The organism is Gordonia sp. NPDC057258 (assembly GCF_042668985.1).
In the GTDB taxonomy this organism is placed as follows: Bacteria; Actinomycetota; Actinomycetes; order Mycobacteriales; family Mycobacteriaceae; genus Gordonia; species Gordonia hongkongensis.
The window spans coordinates 51,212-68,156 of the sequence record NZ_JBHUXZ010000007.1; the positions used below are offsets into that span (position 1 = coordinate 51,212).

Below are 16,945 nucleotides of genomic sequence, written 5' to 3' on the forward strand. Positions count from 1 at the left end.
CTGCGCACTTCGGCCCGGTGTTCGTCTCGGCCTGGAAAGTGACGTCCAGGCTACGCGATGCAGGTGTGGGCCTCCGGCCTCGGCAGGGTGGTCGAGCGGCGCCGTCGCCTCCGCCGCGCGCCGTCGATCAGAGTCGCGGACACGGTGACCGCGAGAAGCAGCGGATAGCAGCCCGAATACAGCACGACGAGCAGATCGCCCACGACGGAGTCGTCACCGTTTCGCGGCATCATGAAAAGCCCCAACGCGATCGCATGGTCGGAGGTGAGGTACGGCCCGCTGTCCCACCAGTGCCGCCACCAGGTGAACGTCAGCGCAGCCACGCCGGCCGGCGCGAGCCAGTACCACCACGTGCGAGCCGCGCTCCCCCGCCGCACCGCCAGATCCAGCGCGACGACGAACAGCGGCACGCACCAGACCCAGTGGTGTCCCCACGCGAAGGGCGAGACCGCACACATGGTCATGCCGACAATCGTCGCCGCGAGGACGTTGCGCGCATCGCGGTCGGCGACCACCGCGGCGAGCAGTCCGAGCGCGGCGACGACCAGCGCGAGCGGGAGCCACAGCCACGTCGGCGCGACGAAGACGGGCCCGCCGGGTGCGGGCTCGGCGAACCGCCCGATGTCGAAGTGGGACAGCATCTGTGACACGAATCCGCGCACCGACTGGTTGGCCGGCGAGTCGGCCCGGCCGATGCGTTCGGTGTCCGTGAGGTGGCGGGTCCAGTAGGCCCACGAGTCGGCGGGGACGGCGAGGAATCCGATCATCACGGTCGCCGCGAACGTCGCCAGCGCCGTGGCTGCCGCGCGCCACTGGCGGGTCACCAACAGGTAGACGACGGCGAACAGCGGTGTCAGTTTGATCCCGGCGGCGATGCCGATGGCGACTCCGCGCCACCGCGATGTCGTCGAGAGGAACACCAGGTCGACGAGGATCAGGGTCATCACCAGGAGGTTGACCTGTCCGAGCCAGATGGTGGTTCGGATGGGTTCGAGGGCGGTCGACGAGATCGCGAGCAAGGCGGCGAACGTGATCAGGCGACCGTCCGGCCGGTAGCGCAGGCTCCGAAGGCACATCCCGATCACGCCGATGAGCGCGGCGAAACCGATTGTCCACCAGACGATGTTGGCGACGGCCTCGGTGAGCAGAGCCAGCGGGACGAACACGACCGCGGCGAACGGCGGATAGGTGAAGTGCAGACGCCACAGGACGGGTGCGTCGTACAGCGGACCCGCGTCGAGCACGGTGGCCGCGCCCGCGCGGTAGACGCGGGCATCGGTGGCGTTCTCGAAGAGTCCGTAGAACGGGTTGGCGATGGGGAACGCCGCGACGTGCCAGGCGATCACCCCGACCGCGACGACGGCCGCCACGACGATCGCCGCCGTCGGGATCCGTGCGGGCACAGGACGAGACGACTCCGGCAGATCGACGGCAGTCTTCGCGGCCACGCGGCGAGCGTACGCCCTGTATGTGAGCTGCATCACGCGCAACGCCGTGGCGCCTGGTCGGTTGTTCGGTGGACAGCTGGATCGCGACGGTCCGTGCCGGACTACCGTTGACCTCGGTGGGTGACGAGATCACCTGGGGGACGACACCATGTCATCACTACGAGCAACCCTCGGAGTCGTACTGGTCATCGCGGCATCATCAACGCTGACCGTCGCATGCGTCGGGGAAGGCATCGAGCCGGTCGCGATGACGCGCGACACCTCGTCGAGCACCGCCGACGGTCCGGTTCCACCGATCCACATCGCACTCGAGACCCCGTCCGAGGTCGTGCGCCCGCGGCTCAACCCCTGGCCACTCCCCGACGACTCTGCGCTACGACCCGACCAGCGGCGAGTGGTCGACGTACTCATCGATCTCTCGACCGGGAACGACGGTGAGGAGCTCGCGCAGCGTTCGACCTGCCGCGTTCTCGACGGCATCCAGTCACCGCCGGCCGACGCGCCGGGCTGGCAGGCGCGCATCGTCGCCACGGTGACGATGCGGCACGGTTACGGCCTCCTCGCCGCGCCGCTGCAGCGGTCCGCGGACGCCGCGGTCGTCGTGCTGGCCCGGGCTCTCGCCGACGTCGATGCGGTTGCGGGACAGCCATACCGGCCCGTGTTCGTTCATGGGTGCAGTCCGCACTGAAAGCGTCCGATCGTCGCGCCGCACCCACGGGACGTCGGCGTGGCGATTACCACTGCCATCGCAAACCGGCGACGGCGTTCTTCGCCATCAACGTCTTCAGAAGTCCTAGTAGCGACACGCGTGCGAGGACAGAGGTCCTGGGTCACGTAAGCACGAGTCCTGCTCGTACGCGGGCTGAGGCTGTCATCAGGATCGCAGTAGCTCGATGGTTAAAGATTGATCCTAGGAAGCGACTTTAATCTAAAGATATTGCCTTGCCCTTACGTCCTGCTGTAACGTATTGTCTGCATCACTCCTTGGGAAGGCAGGCGCATGCTGAATCTCAATCTGCGTGAGAAGTTCTTGGTCGGACCCGGGACATCAGTCGGCGAGGATCCGTCGGATTGGAATCGCAACTGGGCCGGGTTCGACCCACACGCAAGCGACAGCGTGAACTTCAATCAGAACCGCGGCGTGTACAAGATTGGGCCACGCGGTCATCGAGAGCGGATCGCCACGATGAGCGTCGGGCACGTCATTCGTATCGTTGCCGAGATCGATCACATCGAAGACGTTCCGCTTCGCTCAGGAGGCGTCAAGCAGGCCGTTGTCGGACACGTTCTGCGCAGGGGGCACCCTGATTACGACCGTCTCATCGACACCGCGATCGAGCCATTCCGCAATCCTGTCCGGTATCTGCCGGACGACAACTCCAACCTTGGCTGTATGTGCGGGTGTGGCAGTGAATTGCCACCTGGCCGCCGCTGGGTTCCCGGCCACGACCAGCGTGCACTTCACGACCGCGTAGCGGAAGGTTGGGGCTCCGTTGAGCGGTTCATTCGCTGGTACGACGACGAATACCGGCTGAGTTCCGATTGACATGCAAGCAACGCGTTTACGTCCTCAGTGCCGACAAGCCGCTACCCGTACCAGCGGCGGACAGCCCACGGAGGACCTTCGCCCTGCGCCCATCGCGACGGCTCTAGGACTGCCTCCATAAATGTCGGGGCACTATCCGGGCTATGAGGCGGCCACGGCGGCACTTCAAACGCCGCTGCAGCGCTAGTGCCCGGGGTCTCGTAACCGAACTCGTGAGAGGCAGCCACGATCTCGAAGTTGATCTGCCGAGCCTCACTGGCACTTAGTTCAAACGGCGGCGGCAATGGATGAAACTTGCGCGCTGCCAGTACCAGTAGTCGATGCGGACCGAGCGGAAACACCATGTGCGAGGAACGCGCCCAGGCAGGGGGCTCCCACCGGCCACGAGCCGGACCTCCCAACCAGATGGTGGGCTCATCACATGTGACCAATGGACCCGCACTCGACACAAGCCACCAACTTCGCGCCGCCACGAGGTGCGGAATAGCCTGCGACCGCCAGACGCCTATGGCACTTTCCAAAGCCCGGGGCTTCCGCTCGCTACTGAGCAACTGAACATTCAGAATCTCGTCCAACAGCTCGTCGTGGCGCTCCGCCGAGTAAGGAATCCCATACAACGGAGCAAGCCAGGGCAGCACTCGACTGACCGTCTCAGCGCGACCAAACCGATTCAACGCGTCTTCAATCCGCAAATTCTGCGCGTGATGTTTGAGTGTCCGCTGCTCCTGCAGCGCCACGAACACACCAAGATTAGCGATCAATTGCCGATCACGAATTTGCCCATCGGGAAGCTCGTCTAACGCGCCGAGCCATGCGGCGGCGTCGCTCTCGATCCTCGACATGTGCTTCTCGAACCACAGCTCAGGGTAGTCAGATTCCAAATCGGACGCGGAGATCCTGTACAGATTCGATTTCTTGGCGATGTCCTTGGTGGGCTGGACATATGTGTCACGCGTCGAGACTTTCGTGACTCGGACCGCACCTTCGGAGTCAGCCCACCGCCGGAGGTAAACCTGAGGCACGTGGTGATGCTTCTTTCCGACACCGCCAGCGGCAGCAAGACGTTTCGACTCCTCGATCTCGACATCCGATGTCCACTTGTGCGGAAACACCCGCCCTTGCATTCATCACCCCGTTCATCATCAGATCGACTCAAAGAAGTCCTCGTCCAGGCGATACAGAGTCGCAGCCTGCTCGGGCTGAACGCCGACCTCGTACTGCACCAGCAACTCGGCGAGCCGGGAACCGTCGATGAGTTCGATGCGGGCGTTGATTCGCTCTGCCTCGTCGCGAGCGCCGTGGGTGAATCTCGATGTAGTTAAGTACACGCCACGGTCGCCCTGCTTTCCAAGGAGCGCTCCCGCGAACTCGTGGATCCTCGGTCGATCGACAGCACGGTCCTCGGCGTACCGCTTCGCCTGAACATAGATGCGATCGAGGCCGAGCGGATCCTGGCTAATGATCCCGTCCACTCCTGCGTCACCCGACGCGCTCGTTCGCTCGACCGATCCGGCACGCCCATATCCCATGCGGTCCAGGAGCCTCACGACCAGCTCCTCAAACCCGGTCGGCGAGAGTTTAAGTGCCGTTGCCAGCACCTCGCTCTCAACGGCCGCCCGATTAAGTGCGACCGCACGCTCCAGGAGGTCGTTCGGCGTCGCCGCCCCATCGTCGTCAGTCACAGTCGGTTCGACGATGTCGTGGTCCTCGTGAGAGTCATCCTCGCGCTTCCGCTTCCGCATCTTGAACGCGCGATACGACTCGTATTCCTCCAAGACCTTCATGTCGATGCGCTCGGGATTGCTGTATAAGGCGCCACGCCCCTGCTGTGAGATCACAATCTGCCCTCGGCCAGGGCGTTCGATCAGGCCGGCCTGGCTGAGGTAGGTCGTCGCCCACCCAACTCGGTTGTTGATTCGTTTCGCCGCACCGCTGGGCAACATCTCGGCGCGCTCAGCCTCGGTCAAACCGAACTGATCAGCCATGGCCTCGACAACATCGCGAGATCTGTGGACCTGCCCGTCGGCGAGAAAGGCGAGCACTGGCCGCATTAGGGATTGGAAATCAGGAATGGTCACCGCGCACAACTCCGACAGGGCACGGAGCAAACCTTAGACGGTGGCGGTGCGGTTGCTGTTGAAGAACGAAGGCGCGTCGTGGCTGGCGAGAGGTCGAGTGATGGCCCGATGACCTGACAGCCGCTATCACCTGGTGGTCCCGGCTGGGATCGAACCAGCGACCTTCCCGGTGTGAACGGGACGCTCTTCCACTGAGCCACGGGACCGTGTCGGGCGCCTTCGGTCAGTGCCGGGGGCGCCTGCGCACGAGCCAGAAGATTACACGGGTTGCGCAGAAGTCCCAAATCACCGCGGTGGGCCACGTCACAAACCCGCCTATGCGGCACGGGAGCGAATCACACGCTGGTGATTCACTCGCGGCCACGCCCCTGACCAGGCGATTTGGATAGTTCGGAAACCATCGCGTAAGTTTCTCTTCGCACCGCGAGCAGCACGATCCACAAGATCGCTCGTGGGCATGCGGATGTAGCGCAGCTGGTAGCGCATCACCTTGCCAAGGTGAGGGTCGCGGGTTCGAATCCCGTCATCCGCTCGGCGCGAGTCGACTCGCATCTGGTGGTGTGGCCGAGTGGTGAGGCAACGGCCTGCAAAGCCGTGTACACGGGTTCGATTCCCGTCGCCACCTCCACCGCTGCACAATTCCATACCCGCGCGATTAGCTCAGTGGGAGAGCGCTTCCCTGACACGGAAGAGGTCACAAGTTCAATCCTTGTATCGCGCACCACGACAAAACCCCCGGATCGATCCGGGGGTTTTTCGTTGGCTCATCGGCGTCTCAGTTGCCCGCCGACCACTCGTCGACGATTTCCCCCAACGACGCCGCCGACGGACCCGAGGGCGCGGGCAGTACGGTCCGGGAGAACCGCGGTGCCGGCGCGGGGGCGATCGCGTCGTCGACGCGCACGAACGAACCGCGTTGCACCGCGACCGGGTCTGCCGCGGCTTCGTCGAAGTCGAGAACCGGTGTCACACAGGCGTCCACACCATCGAACACACTCCCCCATTCGTCGCGCGTACGCGACCCGAAGCGGGCTTGCAATGCCGCGCTGATCACCGGCCACGAGGCCCGGTCCCACCGGTCGGGCAGGTCGCCGATGCCGAGGGTGTCGATCAGGTTCCGCCAGAACTTCTCCTCGAGCGCGCCGACGGCGACGAACTTGTCGTCGGCGCACCGATATGTCGCGTAGAACGGCGCCGAGCCGTCGAGGAGATTGCCCTGGTCCCGAGACCCCCAGCGTCCGGCGGCCTTCCACGACCACTGCAGCGCGCCGAGCAGTCCGGCACCGTCGACCATGGCGGCGTCGATGACCTGGCCTCGGCCGGTGCGCGTGCGGTCGTGCAGAGCGGCCAGCACGCCGACGACGAGCAGCATCGATCCCCCGCCGAAGTCGCCGACGAGCGAGAGCGGCGGCACCGGCGGGGCGCCGGCCGGACCCATCGCCTCGAGCACGCCGGTGACCGCCAGGTAGTTGATGTCATGTCCGGCGCTCGCGGCACGATCCCCGTCCTGACCCCACCCGGTCATGCGCGCGTAGATGAGTTGCGGTGCGTCGGAGCAGATCTCGGGACCCAGGCCGAGGCGTTCCATCACGCCCGGACGGAAGCCCTCCACGACGATGTCGGCGCGCCGGATCAGCTCACGGATGCGGGCCACGTCGTCGGGGTCCTTGACGTCGGCGTCGACCGTGCGTCGCGACCGGTACAGACCGGCGTCGGCATCCGGGATACCGTCGGGCCCGGGCAGATCCGGGCCGGGCCGCCGGATCCGGATGACGTCGGCGCCGAGATCGGCGAGCAGCATGCAGGCGTGCGGGGTCGGCCCGAGCCCGGGCATCTCGACCACCCGCACGCCGGCGAGTGGTCCGCTCACGACGTCGGACGATGGTGGAGAACGCCACCGATCGTGAAGTCGACGTAATCGCGGACCAACTGGTCGACATCGTGAGAGTCGTTCAGCCACCAGCTGATCCCGTTCATCAGGTCCAGCACCGCGATCGCCGACTGGTGTGGGTCGCGGACCTCGAACAGCCCCAGTCGGGCGCCGGCGGCGATCACATCGCGAATTCGACGCTGGTAGTACTTCCGATAGTCGGTGACCACCCGTCGGTGCTCGGGTGTCAGCGCCGACAATTCCCGAAGGGCGACAAGGTGTTCCACCCGGTGCCGCGCCAGACGCCGGACGTGGGCCTCGATCAGGTTCGTGAGCCGTTCGACGGGACCGCCCTCGGCGTCGAGCAGCAGCAGATCCTGCTGGGGATCCTCGGTCATCCGCAGCGCGATGGCGTAGAGGATCTCCTCCTTGGACTGAAAGTGGTTGTAGAGGCTCGCACCCCGCATACCGACCGCCTGGGCGATGTCACGCATCCCCGCGTTGGAGTAGCCGTGATCGGCGAAGTAGCGGGCCGCGGCCTCGACGATCTCGTCGCGGCGTCGGCGGGGCCGCCGCGCCGGCGGCGTCCGGTCTTCGTCGGTGGCAGCGTCGGCGTCGATCTCAGCCCTGACCGGTTCCATAGGCCTTCCTCAACTCGCGTTTGAGCAGTTTGCCCTGGGCGTCGGTCGGCAACGCGTCGACCACGTGGACCTCCTTGGGCACCTTGTACGATGCCAGGTCGGTTCGGCAGTACTCACGGATGTCCGCGCCGGTGTGTTCCGCGCCGGCGCGGAGCACCACGAATCCGGTGACCGCCTCCGACCAGTACGGGTCGGGCAGCCCGACGACGGCGGCACGCTCGACGTCGGGGTGCGCCTGCAGAACTCGCTCGACCTCCTGTGACGCGACGTTGAAACCGCCTGTCTTGATCATGTCCTTGCGCCGGTCGCGGAAGAACAGGTTGCCGTCGGCGTCGATGCGCACGATGTCACCGGTGTGCACCCAGCCACCCTCGAAGACCTGAGCGGTGCGCTTGGGGTCCTTGTGGTAGCCGAGCATGACCGACGGTGTGCGGCAGAGCAGTTCGCCCTCTTCGGCGTCGTTGCCGTCGGCGTCGACGACCCGGACCTCCAGGTGCCCGACCGGCTTCCCGATCCAGGTCGGGTCCTGGTCCGGTACGTCCTCGAGTCGCCGGAACCAGCCGACGGAGCCGAGCTGGGTGAGTTCGGACTGTCCCCAGTAGGTACCCCAGACCGATTCCGGGGTCGCCGCGGCCCACGCGTCGACCGCGTGCGGCGACACCTGACCGCCGTAGGTCAGGCAGCGGCGCACCGAACCGACGGTGTCGGCCCCGAAGTCCGGGTGGTTGGCGAGCGCGATGAAGAAGGTCGGCGTCTGGGCCAGCACCGAGATCTTCTCGTCGCGGATCATCCGCAACGCCGTCGCCGGGTCGACCGCGGCCGGCAGCACCAGGGTGGCGCCCAGCAGCGTCAACGAGGTCAGCGAGCCGATCCCGGCGATCGTGTGGAACGGCATCACGTAGAGCCACACGTCGTCGTTGCGGCAGCGCAGCCCCCACGTGTACGCCGGCGAGGTGGAGATGAGGTAGTACCGATGGGCGATCTCGACGCCCTTCGGCGTCGACTCGGTGCCGCTGGTGTAGACGATCATCGCGAGATCGTGTTCGTCGACCTCGCAGTCGGGTTCGGAATCGTCAGCCGCCGCGACGGACTCGTCGAACGAGTTCCACGAGTTCGCCTCGTCGTCGCCGACGACGAGAACCGAGATGCCGAGACTGTCGGCGATGGGGCCGGCCAACGCGGACAGCGGCTGCTCGACGACGAGCACCGTCGGTTCCAGGTGCCGGAGCTGCTGGGCGACCTCGCCCTCCCGGAACATGGGACTGACGCCGGAATACGCGGCACCGACCTTGAGGGCGCCGTAGTAGGTGGCGACCGTCTCGACCCGGTTACGACTCATCACCGCAACGCGATCCCCGCGCCCGACGCCGAGGTCGAGCAGCACATGGGCGACCCGGTTGGCCATCGTGTTCAGCTCCGCGTACGACGTCGACGTACGTCCGCCTTCCGCGTCGTAGGCCACGATCGCCGGGGTCGAACCCTGGGACCGGGCCAGGCGACGCAGCTGGTCACCGATGGTGGCCCGGCCCAGCATCGAGGTCTGAGCGGGAGACAGGGCGCGCGTCGAGGGGTTCACGGCGGGGGCGCTCACGCGAACATCCGGTTGTCGAAGCGGTCGAGGAAGGCGATCTCCTCGACCGGGGTCCGGGACAGCTTGCGGGGGAAGTCGTCACGCGGATAGCCGACGGCGATGTGGGCGGCGGTGAGATAACCCTCGGGGATGCCGAGGAGGTTCTTCACCTCGTTCTCGGCGGCGCAGAGCAGGGTCGTCAGCGCAGTGGCCACGCCTTGCTGCCGGAGCGCAAGGGTGAGGTTCTGGACGCTCGGATAGATCGACGCCCCGCCGACGACGCTGAGCCTGCCCAGTTCGTGGTCGGTCGGGTGCAGTCCGTCCATCTGGGCGCACACCACGATCAGGGCGGGCACCTCGGCGAGGTGGTGCGCGAAATAGTTGGCGCTCTCCACGGTCTTGGGGATGGCGCCGACCTTCTTCGACCCCTCGACGACCGCGGCGTAGTAGCCCTCCCAGAACGGCAGGTACAGGTCGGCGAGAGCCTTCTTGGTCACCTCGTCGCGGACGACGACCCAACGGACGGGCTGGCGGTTGCCGCCCTGCGGGCCGAATCGCGCGTCGTCGAACGCCCGGTACAGCACCTCGTCCTCCACCGGGCGGTCGCTGAAGTAGCGGCAGGTGCCCGTCGTGCGCATTGCCTCGCTGAGATCCATGTCAATCCTCCGTGCTCACTAACCGTTGTTAGTATGACTGAGGACACAGTGGCACAGCCGGCTTTGGTCGTCAAGAGCCGTCAGACGGAGTTGAAGGCGGTGTTGACGTCGCACTACTAACAGTGGTTAGTTTTAGTTATGACATCTGTTTCGCTGCGTCCGGAGACGCGCCCGACCACAGCGGAGATCCGGGCATTCGTGGCGGCGGGCAACATCCCGACCCTGCTCGCGGTCCTCGTGGAGATGACGGGTGACCACCGGTGGATGGCCGATCGATTCCGCCCGACGCGGAGCCGAGGCATGGACGACAACTCCTCGGGCGGGCTCGGAGAGGACGTCCAGCAGGAGATCCGCGCGGCGGTCGTCGACGCCCTCGAGGACTGGTACGACCGTGGCCGGCCTGCGCGGAAGCCGGCCGACGAGGCACTCGTCGCATCGTTGATGTCGTTCACGGCGGGCGAGCAGGTGGCCCCGGAATTCGCGCCGATGATGACCGAGATCGTCCGTGGCGACCTCCGGGATATGCATCTGCCGGCGTTGCCCGATGATCTCGCCACGTCGATGGACGCGCTGGTCATCGGCGCCGGTGTGGCCGGCATGCTGATCTCCACGCAACTCGCCGGAGCCGGCGTCGAGCACACCGTGCTGGAGAAGAACGACGAGGTCGGCGGCTCGTGGTACGAGAACCGGTACCCCGGCGCCGGCGTGGACACGCCGAGCTACCTGTACTCGATCTCGTCCTTCGACCACCCGTGGTCCACGCACTTCGGCAAGCGCGACGAGGTGCAGGGCTACCTACAGGCCTTCGCCGACCGGCACGCGGTGCGCGATCGCGTCCGCTTCGGCACCGAGGTCCTCTCGGCCGCCTACGACGCCGAGACCCAGCGCTGGACGGTCCACGTCCGTAACCGCGAGGGCCACCAGGACACCCTGACCGCCCGGATCCTCATCAGCGCAGTCGGTCTCCTCAACCGCCCGAAGCTTCCCGAACTTCTGGGGATGGACGACTTCACCGGTCCGATCTTCCATTCCGCACAATGGCCGGACGAACTCGACGGGCCCGGCGCGCTCACCGGCAAACGGGTCGCCATCGTCGGATCCGGTGCCAGCGCGATGCAGATCGGGCCGGCCATCGCCGATCGGGTCGGATCGCTGACGATCTTCCAGCGCTCGCCGCAGTGGATCGCGCCGAACGATGACTACTTCGCCCCGGTCGGCGACGACGTGCACTGGCTGATGGACAACCTCCCCGGGTACCGGGAGTGGTACCGCGCACGACTGTCGTGGATCTTCAACGACAAGGTCCACTCGACCCTGCGCATCGACCCGGACTGGCCCGAGCCGACCGCGTCGATCAACGCCGTCAATCACGGTCACCGCGAGTTCTACCTGCGCTACCTGCGCAGCGAACTGGGTGACCGCGACGACCTCATCGACCTGTCGACTCCCGACTACCCGCCCTTCGGCAAGCGGATGCTGTTGGACAACGGCTGGTTTCGCATGTTGCGCCGGCCGAACGTCGAGCTGGTTCCACACGGCGTCGAACGGGTCACCTCCGATGGACTCGTCGACGGCACCGGCACCGCCCACGACTTCGACATCATCGTCTTCGCCACCGGATTCCACAGCGACCGCTACCTCTACCCCATGGACATCGTCGGACGCAGCGGGCAGAACACCGTCGACGCGTGGGGTGATCACGACGCGTACGCCTACCTGGGGATCACCGCACCCGACTTCCCCAACCTGTTCATCCTCACCGGGCCGAACACCGCACTGGGACACGGCGGCAGCTTCATCAGCATCCTCGAATACCAGGTGCGCTATGTCTGCGACGCTCTCCGCGCGATGATCGAGAACCGGCTGGGCGTACTGGAAGTCCGACGTGACGTCACCGAGGAATACAACGACGCCGTCGACCGCGCCCACGCGCAGATGGTGTGGACGCATCCGGCGATGACCAACTGGTATCGCAACCCCGACGGACGCGTCGTCGCCGTCCTGCCATGGCGGATCGTCGACTACTGGGCGCGGACGCGCAGTGTCGACCTCGACGATTTCGTCGCCGAACCCCTCGTCGACTGACGGGACTACCGTGGCTGTCATGACGCCCCTCATCTCCGCCACCGATCTCGCCGCCCGCCTCGGCGAGGAGAACCTCCGCATCGTCGACGCCACCGTCCATCTGACCTTCGATGCCGACGGCGCACACGTCGCCTCCGGTCGGGAGACCTATCTGGCCGGGCACCTGCCCGGCGCGGTGTTCGCCGATCAGATCACCGACCTCAGCGACCCCGACGGCGAGGCACCGTTCGCCGCAGCAGACTCCGCGCGTTTCGCCGATGCGGTCGGCCGCCTCGGCATCGGCGACGACTCCACCGTCGTCGTGTACGACACCGCCAACGGCATCTGGGCCACGCGACTGTGGTGGCAGTTCGGACTCGAGGGCTTCGACGACGTACTCGTCCTCGACGGCGGGTACGGCGCCTGGACCGCGGCCGGCCTCCCGGTCGAGACCGGCGAGGTGACGACCACCGCGGCATCGTTCACCCCGCGCCGCCGGCCCCAGCGGATCGTCTCCACCGACGAGGTCGCCGCCGCCACCGGCGAGTCCTCCGTCCTGCTGGTCAACGCGCTCGACCGGGAGTCGTTCGCGGGCGGCCACATTCCCGGCAGTGTCAACGTGCCGTTCGCCGAACTGGTCGACGACGCGGGGCGACTCCGGCCGCTCGAGGAGCTGCGCGCACTGTTCGCAGACGTCGGCGCCCTCGATCCGTCGGTACGCCCGGTCACCTACTGTGGCGGCGGGATCGCCGCCACCGCAGCGGCTTTCGCGCTGCACAGCCTCGGACGCGACGACGTCGCGGTCTACGACGGATCGATGAACGCCTGGACCGCCGATCCGGCTCGTCCGCTGTCGTGACCGACCCCGGTGCCGCCGACCTCGCCGATGTCACCGTGGAGGTCGTGACCGACCCCGCAGCGGCGGCGGGAGTAGCCGAGGTCGCCGCCGTCACGTTCCCGCTCGCGTGCCCGCCGCACGCTGCACCGGCCGACATCGAGAACTTCGTCGCCGACAACCTGCGGGAGAACAGCTTTCGTGATCATATCGCCGATCCGACTGCCGATGTCCTGGTCGCGCGCGACGGTGTCGGCGGACCGATCCTCGGCTACGCGCTGGTGCTGCATGGCGACCCAAGGCAGCCCGACGTGTGTGCGGTCGTGACCGAGCGTCCGGTGAGCGAGATCTCGAAGATGTATGTGCTGCGCGACCATCATTCGCGGCAGGGCGCGACTCCGTCGCACCTGCTCATGGGTGCCGCGCTCGATCGCGCACGGTCGCACGGCAGCGCTCTGGTGTGGTTGGGCGTGAACCAGCTCAACGTCCGGGCCCAGCGGTTCTACACGAAGATGGGTTTCGAACGCGCCGGCGCGAAGACCTTCACCCTCGGTGACAGCATCGAGCACGACTACGTGTTCACGCAGCGGCTGTGAACCGGCGGGCTCAGTCGCGCCCACCCGCAAACCCACCCCTTTTCGGTAAACCCACCGCGCTCGGATCGGGTGGGTTTACGGAGAAGAGGTGGGTTTGTACGGAGATCAGGCCGCCGACTCCGCGAACCGCGAGAGAGCCAGCAAGCGCGAGGTGGCGCGTAGGTACTTCTTGCGATAACCGCCGGCCAGCATCTCCTCGGTGAAGATCTCGTCGAGCTTCGCGCCCGAGACGGTCACCGGGATGTGGGCGTCGTAGAGACGGTCGGCGAGCACCACCAGGCGCAGGGCCACCGACTGGTCCTCGGCCGGGTGCACCCCAGAGATGCAGACCAGGGAGACGCCGTCGACGAGGTCCTTGTACTTCGACGGGTGAAGGGTGCTGAGGTGGTCGCACAGTGCGTCGAAGTCGTCGAGGGTCGCGCCGTCGGTGGACTCGGCGATCTCGGTCAGTTCGGACTCGCTGCGCGGCTCCGGCGCCGGCGGCAGATCGCGGTGACGATAATCGGGACCGTCGACGCGGATCGTCTCGAACACCGAGGACAGCTTGCGGATCTCCCGTAGGAAGTCCTGGGCGGCGAACCGGCCCTCCCCCAGCTGGCCGGGGAGCGTGTTGGAGGTGGCGACGATCGACACGCCCTTGGCGGTGAGTTCGGTCAGCAGCCGGGAGACGAGCATCGTGTCGCCCGGGTCGTCGAGCTCGAACTCGTCGATACACAGCACCGTGTGCTGCGAGAGCCGCTCGACGGCGTTCACGAAGCCCAGCGCGCCGACCACGTGTGTGACCTCGACGAACGTGGCGAACGACTTCGGTGCGGGCATCGAGTGGTAGATCGACGCCAGCAGGTGGGTCTTGCCGACGCCGAAGCCGCCGTCGAGGTACAGACCGACCCCTTGGGCCGGCGCCTTCCGAGAGAACAGGCCCTTCTTGCCCGAGCGCGCCTTCGACGCCCGCGCCACGAAGTCGCGCGCCTTGGCCACCGCCTCGGCCTGCGACGGCTCGTTGGGGTCGGGGATGTAGGAGTCGAAGCTCACGTCGTCGAAGGTCGACGGGGGCACCATCTCGTCGATGAGTGCGTCGGGCGAGGTCGCAGGGTTGCGATCGCAGAGTCGGGCCACCATGTGTGGAGAGTAGCCAGGCGCGGAATGATGAACGCATGTTCCACCTGCAGAAAGCGACCCAGGTCACATCCGAGGACGAGCTGGTCCGGCTGGCCGAGCTCTACTCGTACCCCCCTCGATCGTCCACGGATCCGGACGACGACGCGCCGTTCGTGCGGGCGAACATGGTGTCGTCGATCGACGGTGCGGTCACCGTCGACGGCAAGTCCGGCGGTCTCGGCGGTCCCGGCGACAAAGCCGTGTTCCGCGTGCTGCGAGGGCTCGCCGACGTCGTCCTCGTGGGTGCGGGCACGGCGACCACCGAGGGATATGGGCAACCCGCACCCGACGACGCCCTCGCCGCAGTCCGGCGATCGCTGGGGCAGGCGCCCGCCCCGGCACTCGCGCTCGTGTCCCGGTCGCTGTCGATACCGCCCGACTTCGAGCCCGTGTCCCACGAGAACACCGTCGTCCTCACCTGTTCGAACGCGCCCGCCGATCGCCGGCGGGCTCTGCTCGATGCCGGCGCGACGCTGGTGGACTGCGGCGACGACGCCGTGTCGACCGCGGCCATCCTGGAGCACTGCGGTGTTCGCGGATGGTCCCGGGTGCTCTGCGAGGGCGGTCCGAGTCTGCTCGGTTCGCTCGTGGCAGCCGATGCCGTGGACGAGCTGTGTCTGACCACGAGCCCGCACCTCGTCGGCGGGATCGCCGGCCGCATCGCGGTCACCGACGAGGGGGCGGCGGTCCTGCGCGCACTGCACCCGGCGTCGATCATGACCGATGACGACGGGTTCGTGTTCACCCGCTGGGTCCGCGACGGCCGCCCGTCCACCCGGTGAGCTTTCCGCTCCCGGTCCGGGACTCAACCGACACCCGGCTCGAGCGTCCTCGCGGATTCGTTGACTACGCTCGCGGACATGCCAAGAGCGCACACCCCGGCCGTCGGCGCAGCACCGAACTCCCGCCCGAAGGCTCTCGCGGGTGTGGTCGCCGGCGTGATCGCGGCGATCGTCCTGTCCTCTTGTGCCGTCGGTCCCGACCGTGGTCCCGACCTGATCCCGGGCGGCGGCGGTCAGGAGGGACCGGCACCGTCGTCGTCGACCGCTCCCCCCGCCCCCGCGCTCGCGGTGCCGATGACCGATCTCGAGTGGAGCGAGTGCGCCGCCGAGACGAGCGAACGATACGGGGTGCCACGTCCGGAAGGCGTGACGATCGAATGTGCCGAATACGACTCGCCCATCGACCGCGACCAACCCGACGGCGAGGTCGTGTCGATCACGGTGACGCGCGCCCGGACCGCGGACACGCCACCCGACGCGGCGCCGCTCGTCCTCACCTCCGGTTCCGATCTGCCGTCGTCGCGGACGCTGATGGTGATGACCGCCGGCCCGGGCCGGGCGTTCCTCTCCTCGCACCCCGTGGTCGCGGTCGACCACCGCGGCATCCCGCTCAGCAGCGACATCGACTGCATGACCCGACTGGAACGCACGACGATCGCCAACAACGGCCTCGTCGACCGCGCCACGACGACGGACGCGCGGATCTCGCGCCTGTCCACGGCCGCGTCATCGGCCTCGGACGGGTGCACGGAGACGCTCACCCCCTACCAACTGAGTTTCGGGGCCGCGAACGCCGCCGCGGACCTCGAGTCCCTGCGGCAGCGCTGGGGCGTCGAACATCTGGGGCTCATCGGCACCGGTGAGGGTTCCGACGTCGTGCTCACCTACGCGTCCCTGTACGGCGGACGTGCCGGGCGGATCATCCTCGACACCCCGACCCCGTTCGGCGCGAACGCCCGGGATCGCGCACAGTCCCAGGCGCGGGGCGTCCAGGTGGCGCTCCAGGGCTTCGCACAGCGGTGCTCGGCGTTACCGGGCTGCGCGCTCGGGTCCAACGGGGTCGCGACGATGACCCGCATGCTGGGCAAGGCACGGGCGGGCGACCTCGAGTCGCTCTCCGACACGGCCGCGCTCGAGGCGATCACCACGACCCTGGCCCTGGCGCCGGACCGCCCGCAATCGTTGCTCGACCTCGCAGATGCCATCGCAGCTGCCGACCGCGGCCAGACCGCAGCGCTGGTCCGGCTCGCCGATCGCGCCGCGACCCTGCGGCTCCCCGACGGCGCCCTGGTGTCCCGCTGCAACGATGTGACCGGCCCGGTCGGACAGAACGAGGTGCCGGGTCTGGTGGACGCGTGGTCCAAGCAGAACCCCCTCACCGGCGCGAACAGTGCGCTGTCACTCGTCCGGTGCAACGGCTGGGCGTCGGGCAATCCGGTCCGGCCACCCACGTCGCTGCCCGCCGACCCGTTGATCCTCAACGGGACGCGCGACCCGATCAACGGTGGCGAGGGAGCCAATGCTCTGGTGCCGCTGTTCATGAACGCCGAGGCCGAGCCGGTGACCGTCACCTGGGACGGCCTGGGGTATTCGGTCCTGGGACGCAGTGCGTGCGCCGCCGAGGTCGTCGCGGAGTACGTCGATCGGGCGCCGCTGCAGGGTCCGACCCAGCGGGGCTGCCCCACCTGAGTCCCCGGACCA

At 67.3% G+C, this 16,945-nt stretch carries 15 protein-coding genes and 4 tRNA genes; 10 read left to right on the top strand and 9 right to left on the bottom strand.

Annotation, left to right across the window (positions count from 1 at the left end):
- Window positions 1–50: 50 nt before the first annotated feature.
- Window positions 51–1,448, bottom strand: a complete 1,398-nt coding sequence (locus tag ACFUEJ_RS07415) for a glycosyltransferase 87 family protein (protein WP_388028398.1) — start codon at window positions 1,446–1,448, stop codon at window positions 51–53.
- 148 nt (window positions 1,449–1,596) lie between these two features.
- On the opposite strand from ACFUEJ_RS07415, the gene ACFUEJ_RS07420 reads away from it, so the two are divergent.
- Together ACFUEJ_RS07420 and ACFUEJ_RS07425 are read left to right on the top strand one after the other, a co-directional pair.
- Entirely contained in the window at window positions 1,597–2,136 is a 540-nt protein-coding gene (locus tag ACFUEJ_RS07420; RefSeq protein ID WP_065632095.1) for a hypothetical protein, read from the top strand.
- Window positions 2,137–2,448: 312 nt separating this feature from the next.
- Complete coding sequence (locus ACFUEJ_RS07425) at window positions 2,449–2,994, top strand: hypothetical protein (protein ID WP_065632094.1); 546 nt, start codon at window positions 2,449–2,451, stop codon at window positions 2,992–2,994.
- Between the two features lie 41 nt (window positions 2,995–3,035).
- Here ACFUEJ_RS07425 and ACFUEJ_RS07430 read toward each other — a convergent pair whose 3' ends face one another.
- The 3 genes from ACFUEJ_RS07430 to ACFUEJ_RS07440 form a co-directional block, all read right to left on the bottom strand.
- Window positions 3,036–4,118, bottom strand: coding sequence for a DUF4238 domain-containing protein (locus ACFUEJ_RS07430; protein ID WP_065632093.1), 1,083 nt, complete (start codon window positions 4,116–4,118; stop codon window positions 3,036–3,038).
- Window positions 4,119–4,136: 18 nt separating this feature from the next.
- Window positions 4,137–5,072, bottom strand: coding sequence for a restriction endonuclease (locus ACFUEJ_RS07435; RefSeq protein ID WP_065632217.1), 936 nt, complete (start codon window positions 5,070–5,072; stop codon window positions 4,137–4,139).
- Window positions 5,073–5,203: 131 nt separating this feature from the next.
- Window positions 5,204–5,278: transfer RNA gene (locus ACFUEJ_RS07440), tRNA-Val, on the bottom strand.
- Window positions 5,279–5,531: 253 nt separating this feature from the next.
- On the opposite strand from ACFUEJ_RS07440, the gene ACFUEJ_RS07445 reads away from it, so the two are divergent.
- From ACFUEJ_RS07445 to ACFUEJ_RS07455, 3 genes are all read left to right on the top strand, one after another.
- Window positions 5,532–5,604, top strand: a tRNA-Gly gene (locus ACFUEJ_RS07445).
- A 22-nt stretch (window positions 5,605–5,626) separates the two neighbouring features.
- Window positions 5,627–5,700, top strand: a tRNA-Cys gene (locus ACFUEJ_RS07450).
- Between the two features lie 21 nt (window positions 5,701–5,721).
- Window positions 5,722–5,796: transfer RNA gene (locus ACFUEJ_RS07455), tRNA-Val, on the top strand.
- A 51-nt stretch (window positions 5,797–5,847) separates the two neighbouring features.
- Here the strand turns inward: ACFUEJ_RS07455 and ACFUEJ_RS07460 are convergent.
- The 4 genes from ACFUEJ_RS07460 to ACFUEJ_RS07475 are packed head-to-tail and all read right to left on the bottom strand — an operon-like array spanning window position 5,848 to window position 9,809.
- The gene (locus tag ACFUEJ_RS07460) at window positions 5,848–6,942 is read right to left on the bottom strand and encodes a CaiB/BaiF CoA transferase family protein (protein WP_388028404.1); all 1,095 of its coding nucleotides are present in this window, start codon (window positions 6,940–6,942) and stop codon (window positions 5,848–5,850) included.
- The gene (locus ACFUEJ_RS07465; RefSeq protein WP_065632091.1) at window positions 6,939–7,583 is read right to left on the bottom strand and encodes a TetR/AcrR family transcriptional regulator; all 645 of its coding nucleotides are present in this window, start codon (window positions 7,581–7,583) and stop codon (window positions 6,939–6,941) included. Before ACFUEJ_RS07465 ends, ACFUEJ_RS07460 begins: the two co-directional genes overlap by 4 nt.
- The gene (locus ACFUEJ_RS07470) at window positions 7,564–9,174 is read right to left on the bottom strand and encodes a class I adenylate-forming enzyme family protein (RefSeq protein ID WP_388028406.1); all 1,611 of its coding nucleotides are present in this window, start codon (window positions 9,172–9,174) and stop codon (window positions 7,564–7,566) included. The genes ACFUEJ_RS07465 and ACFUEJ_RS07470 overlap by 20 nt, the downstream gene beginning before the upstream one ends.
- Window positions 9,171–9,809 carry a nitroreductase family protein gene (locus tag ACFUEJ_RS07475; RefSeq protein ID WP_068969817.1) on the bottom strand — a complete coding sequence of 213 codons (639 nt, stop codon included), beginning with the start codon at window positions 9,807–9,809 and terminating at the stop codon, window positions 9,171–9,173. The genes ACFUEJ_RS07470 and ACFUEJ_RS07475 overlap by 4 nt, the downstream gene beginning before the upstream one ends.
- 138 nt (window positions 9,810–9,947) lie before the next feature.
- On the opposite strand from ACFUEJ_RS07475, the gene ACFUEJ_RS07480 reads away from it, so the two are divergent.
- Genes ACFUEJ_RS07480 through ACFUEJ_RS07490 form a run of 3 tightly spaced genes read left to right on the top strand, consistent with a single transcriptional unit; the run spans window position 9,948 to window position 13,304 of the window.
- Window positions 9,948–11,894 carry a flavin-containing monooxygenase gene (locus ACFUEJ_RS07480; protein WP_388028410.1) on the top strand — a complete coding sequence of 649 codons (1,947 nt, stop codon included), beginning with the start codon at window positions 9,948–9,950 and terminating at the stop codon, window positions 11,892–11,894.
- A gap of 19 nt (window positions 11,895–11,913) precedes the next feature.
- Complete coding sequence (locus ACFUEJ_RS07485; RefSeq protein WP_205334115.1) at window positions 11,914–12,732, top strand: sulfurtransferase; 819 nt, start codon at window positions 11,914–11,916, stop codon at window positions 12,730–12,732.
- Entirely contained in the window at window positions 12,729–13,304 is a 576-nt protein-coding gene (locus tag ACFUEJ_RS07490; protein WP_388028413.1) for a GNAT family N-acetyltransferase, read from the top strand. The genes ACFUEJ_RS07485 and ACFUEJ_RS07490 overlap by 4 nt, the downstream gene beginning before the upstream one ends.
- Before the next feature lie 105 nt (window positions 13,305–13,409).
- On the opposite strand, the gene zapE is transcribed toward ACFUEJ_RS07490, so the two are convergent.
- Window positions 13,410–14,423 (bottom strand): cell division protein ZapE, encoded by a 1,014-nt coding sequence (gene zapE, locus ACFUEJ_RS07495; protein ID WP_058250238.1) that lies wholly within the window; start codon window positions 14,421–14,423, stop codon window positions 13,410–13,412.
- Window positions 14,424–14,458: 35 nt separating this feature from the next.
- On the opposite strand from zapE, the gene ACFUEJ_RS07500 reads away from it, so the two are divergent.
- Together ACFUEJ_RS07500 and ACFUEJ_RS07505 are read left to right on the top strand one after the other, a co-directional pair.
- Window positions 14,459–15,244, top strand: coding sequence for a pyrimidine reductase family protein (locus ACFUEJ_RS07500; protein WP_388028417.1), 786 nt, complete (start codon window positions 14,459–14,461; stop codon window positions 15,242–15,244).
- Between the two features lie 78 nt (window positions 15,245–15,322).
- Window positions 15,323–16,933 carry an alpha/beta hydrolase gene (locus tag ACFUEJ_RS07505; protein WP_388028420.1) on the top strand — a complete coding sequence of 537 codons (1,611 nt, stop codon included), beginning with the start codon at window positions 15,323–15,325 and terminating at the stop codon, window positions 16,931–16,933.
- Window positions 16,934–16,945 lie beyond the last annotated feature (12 nt).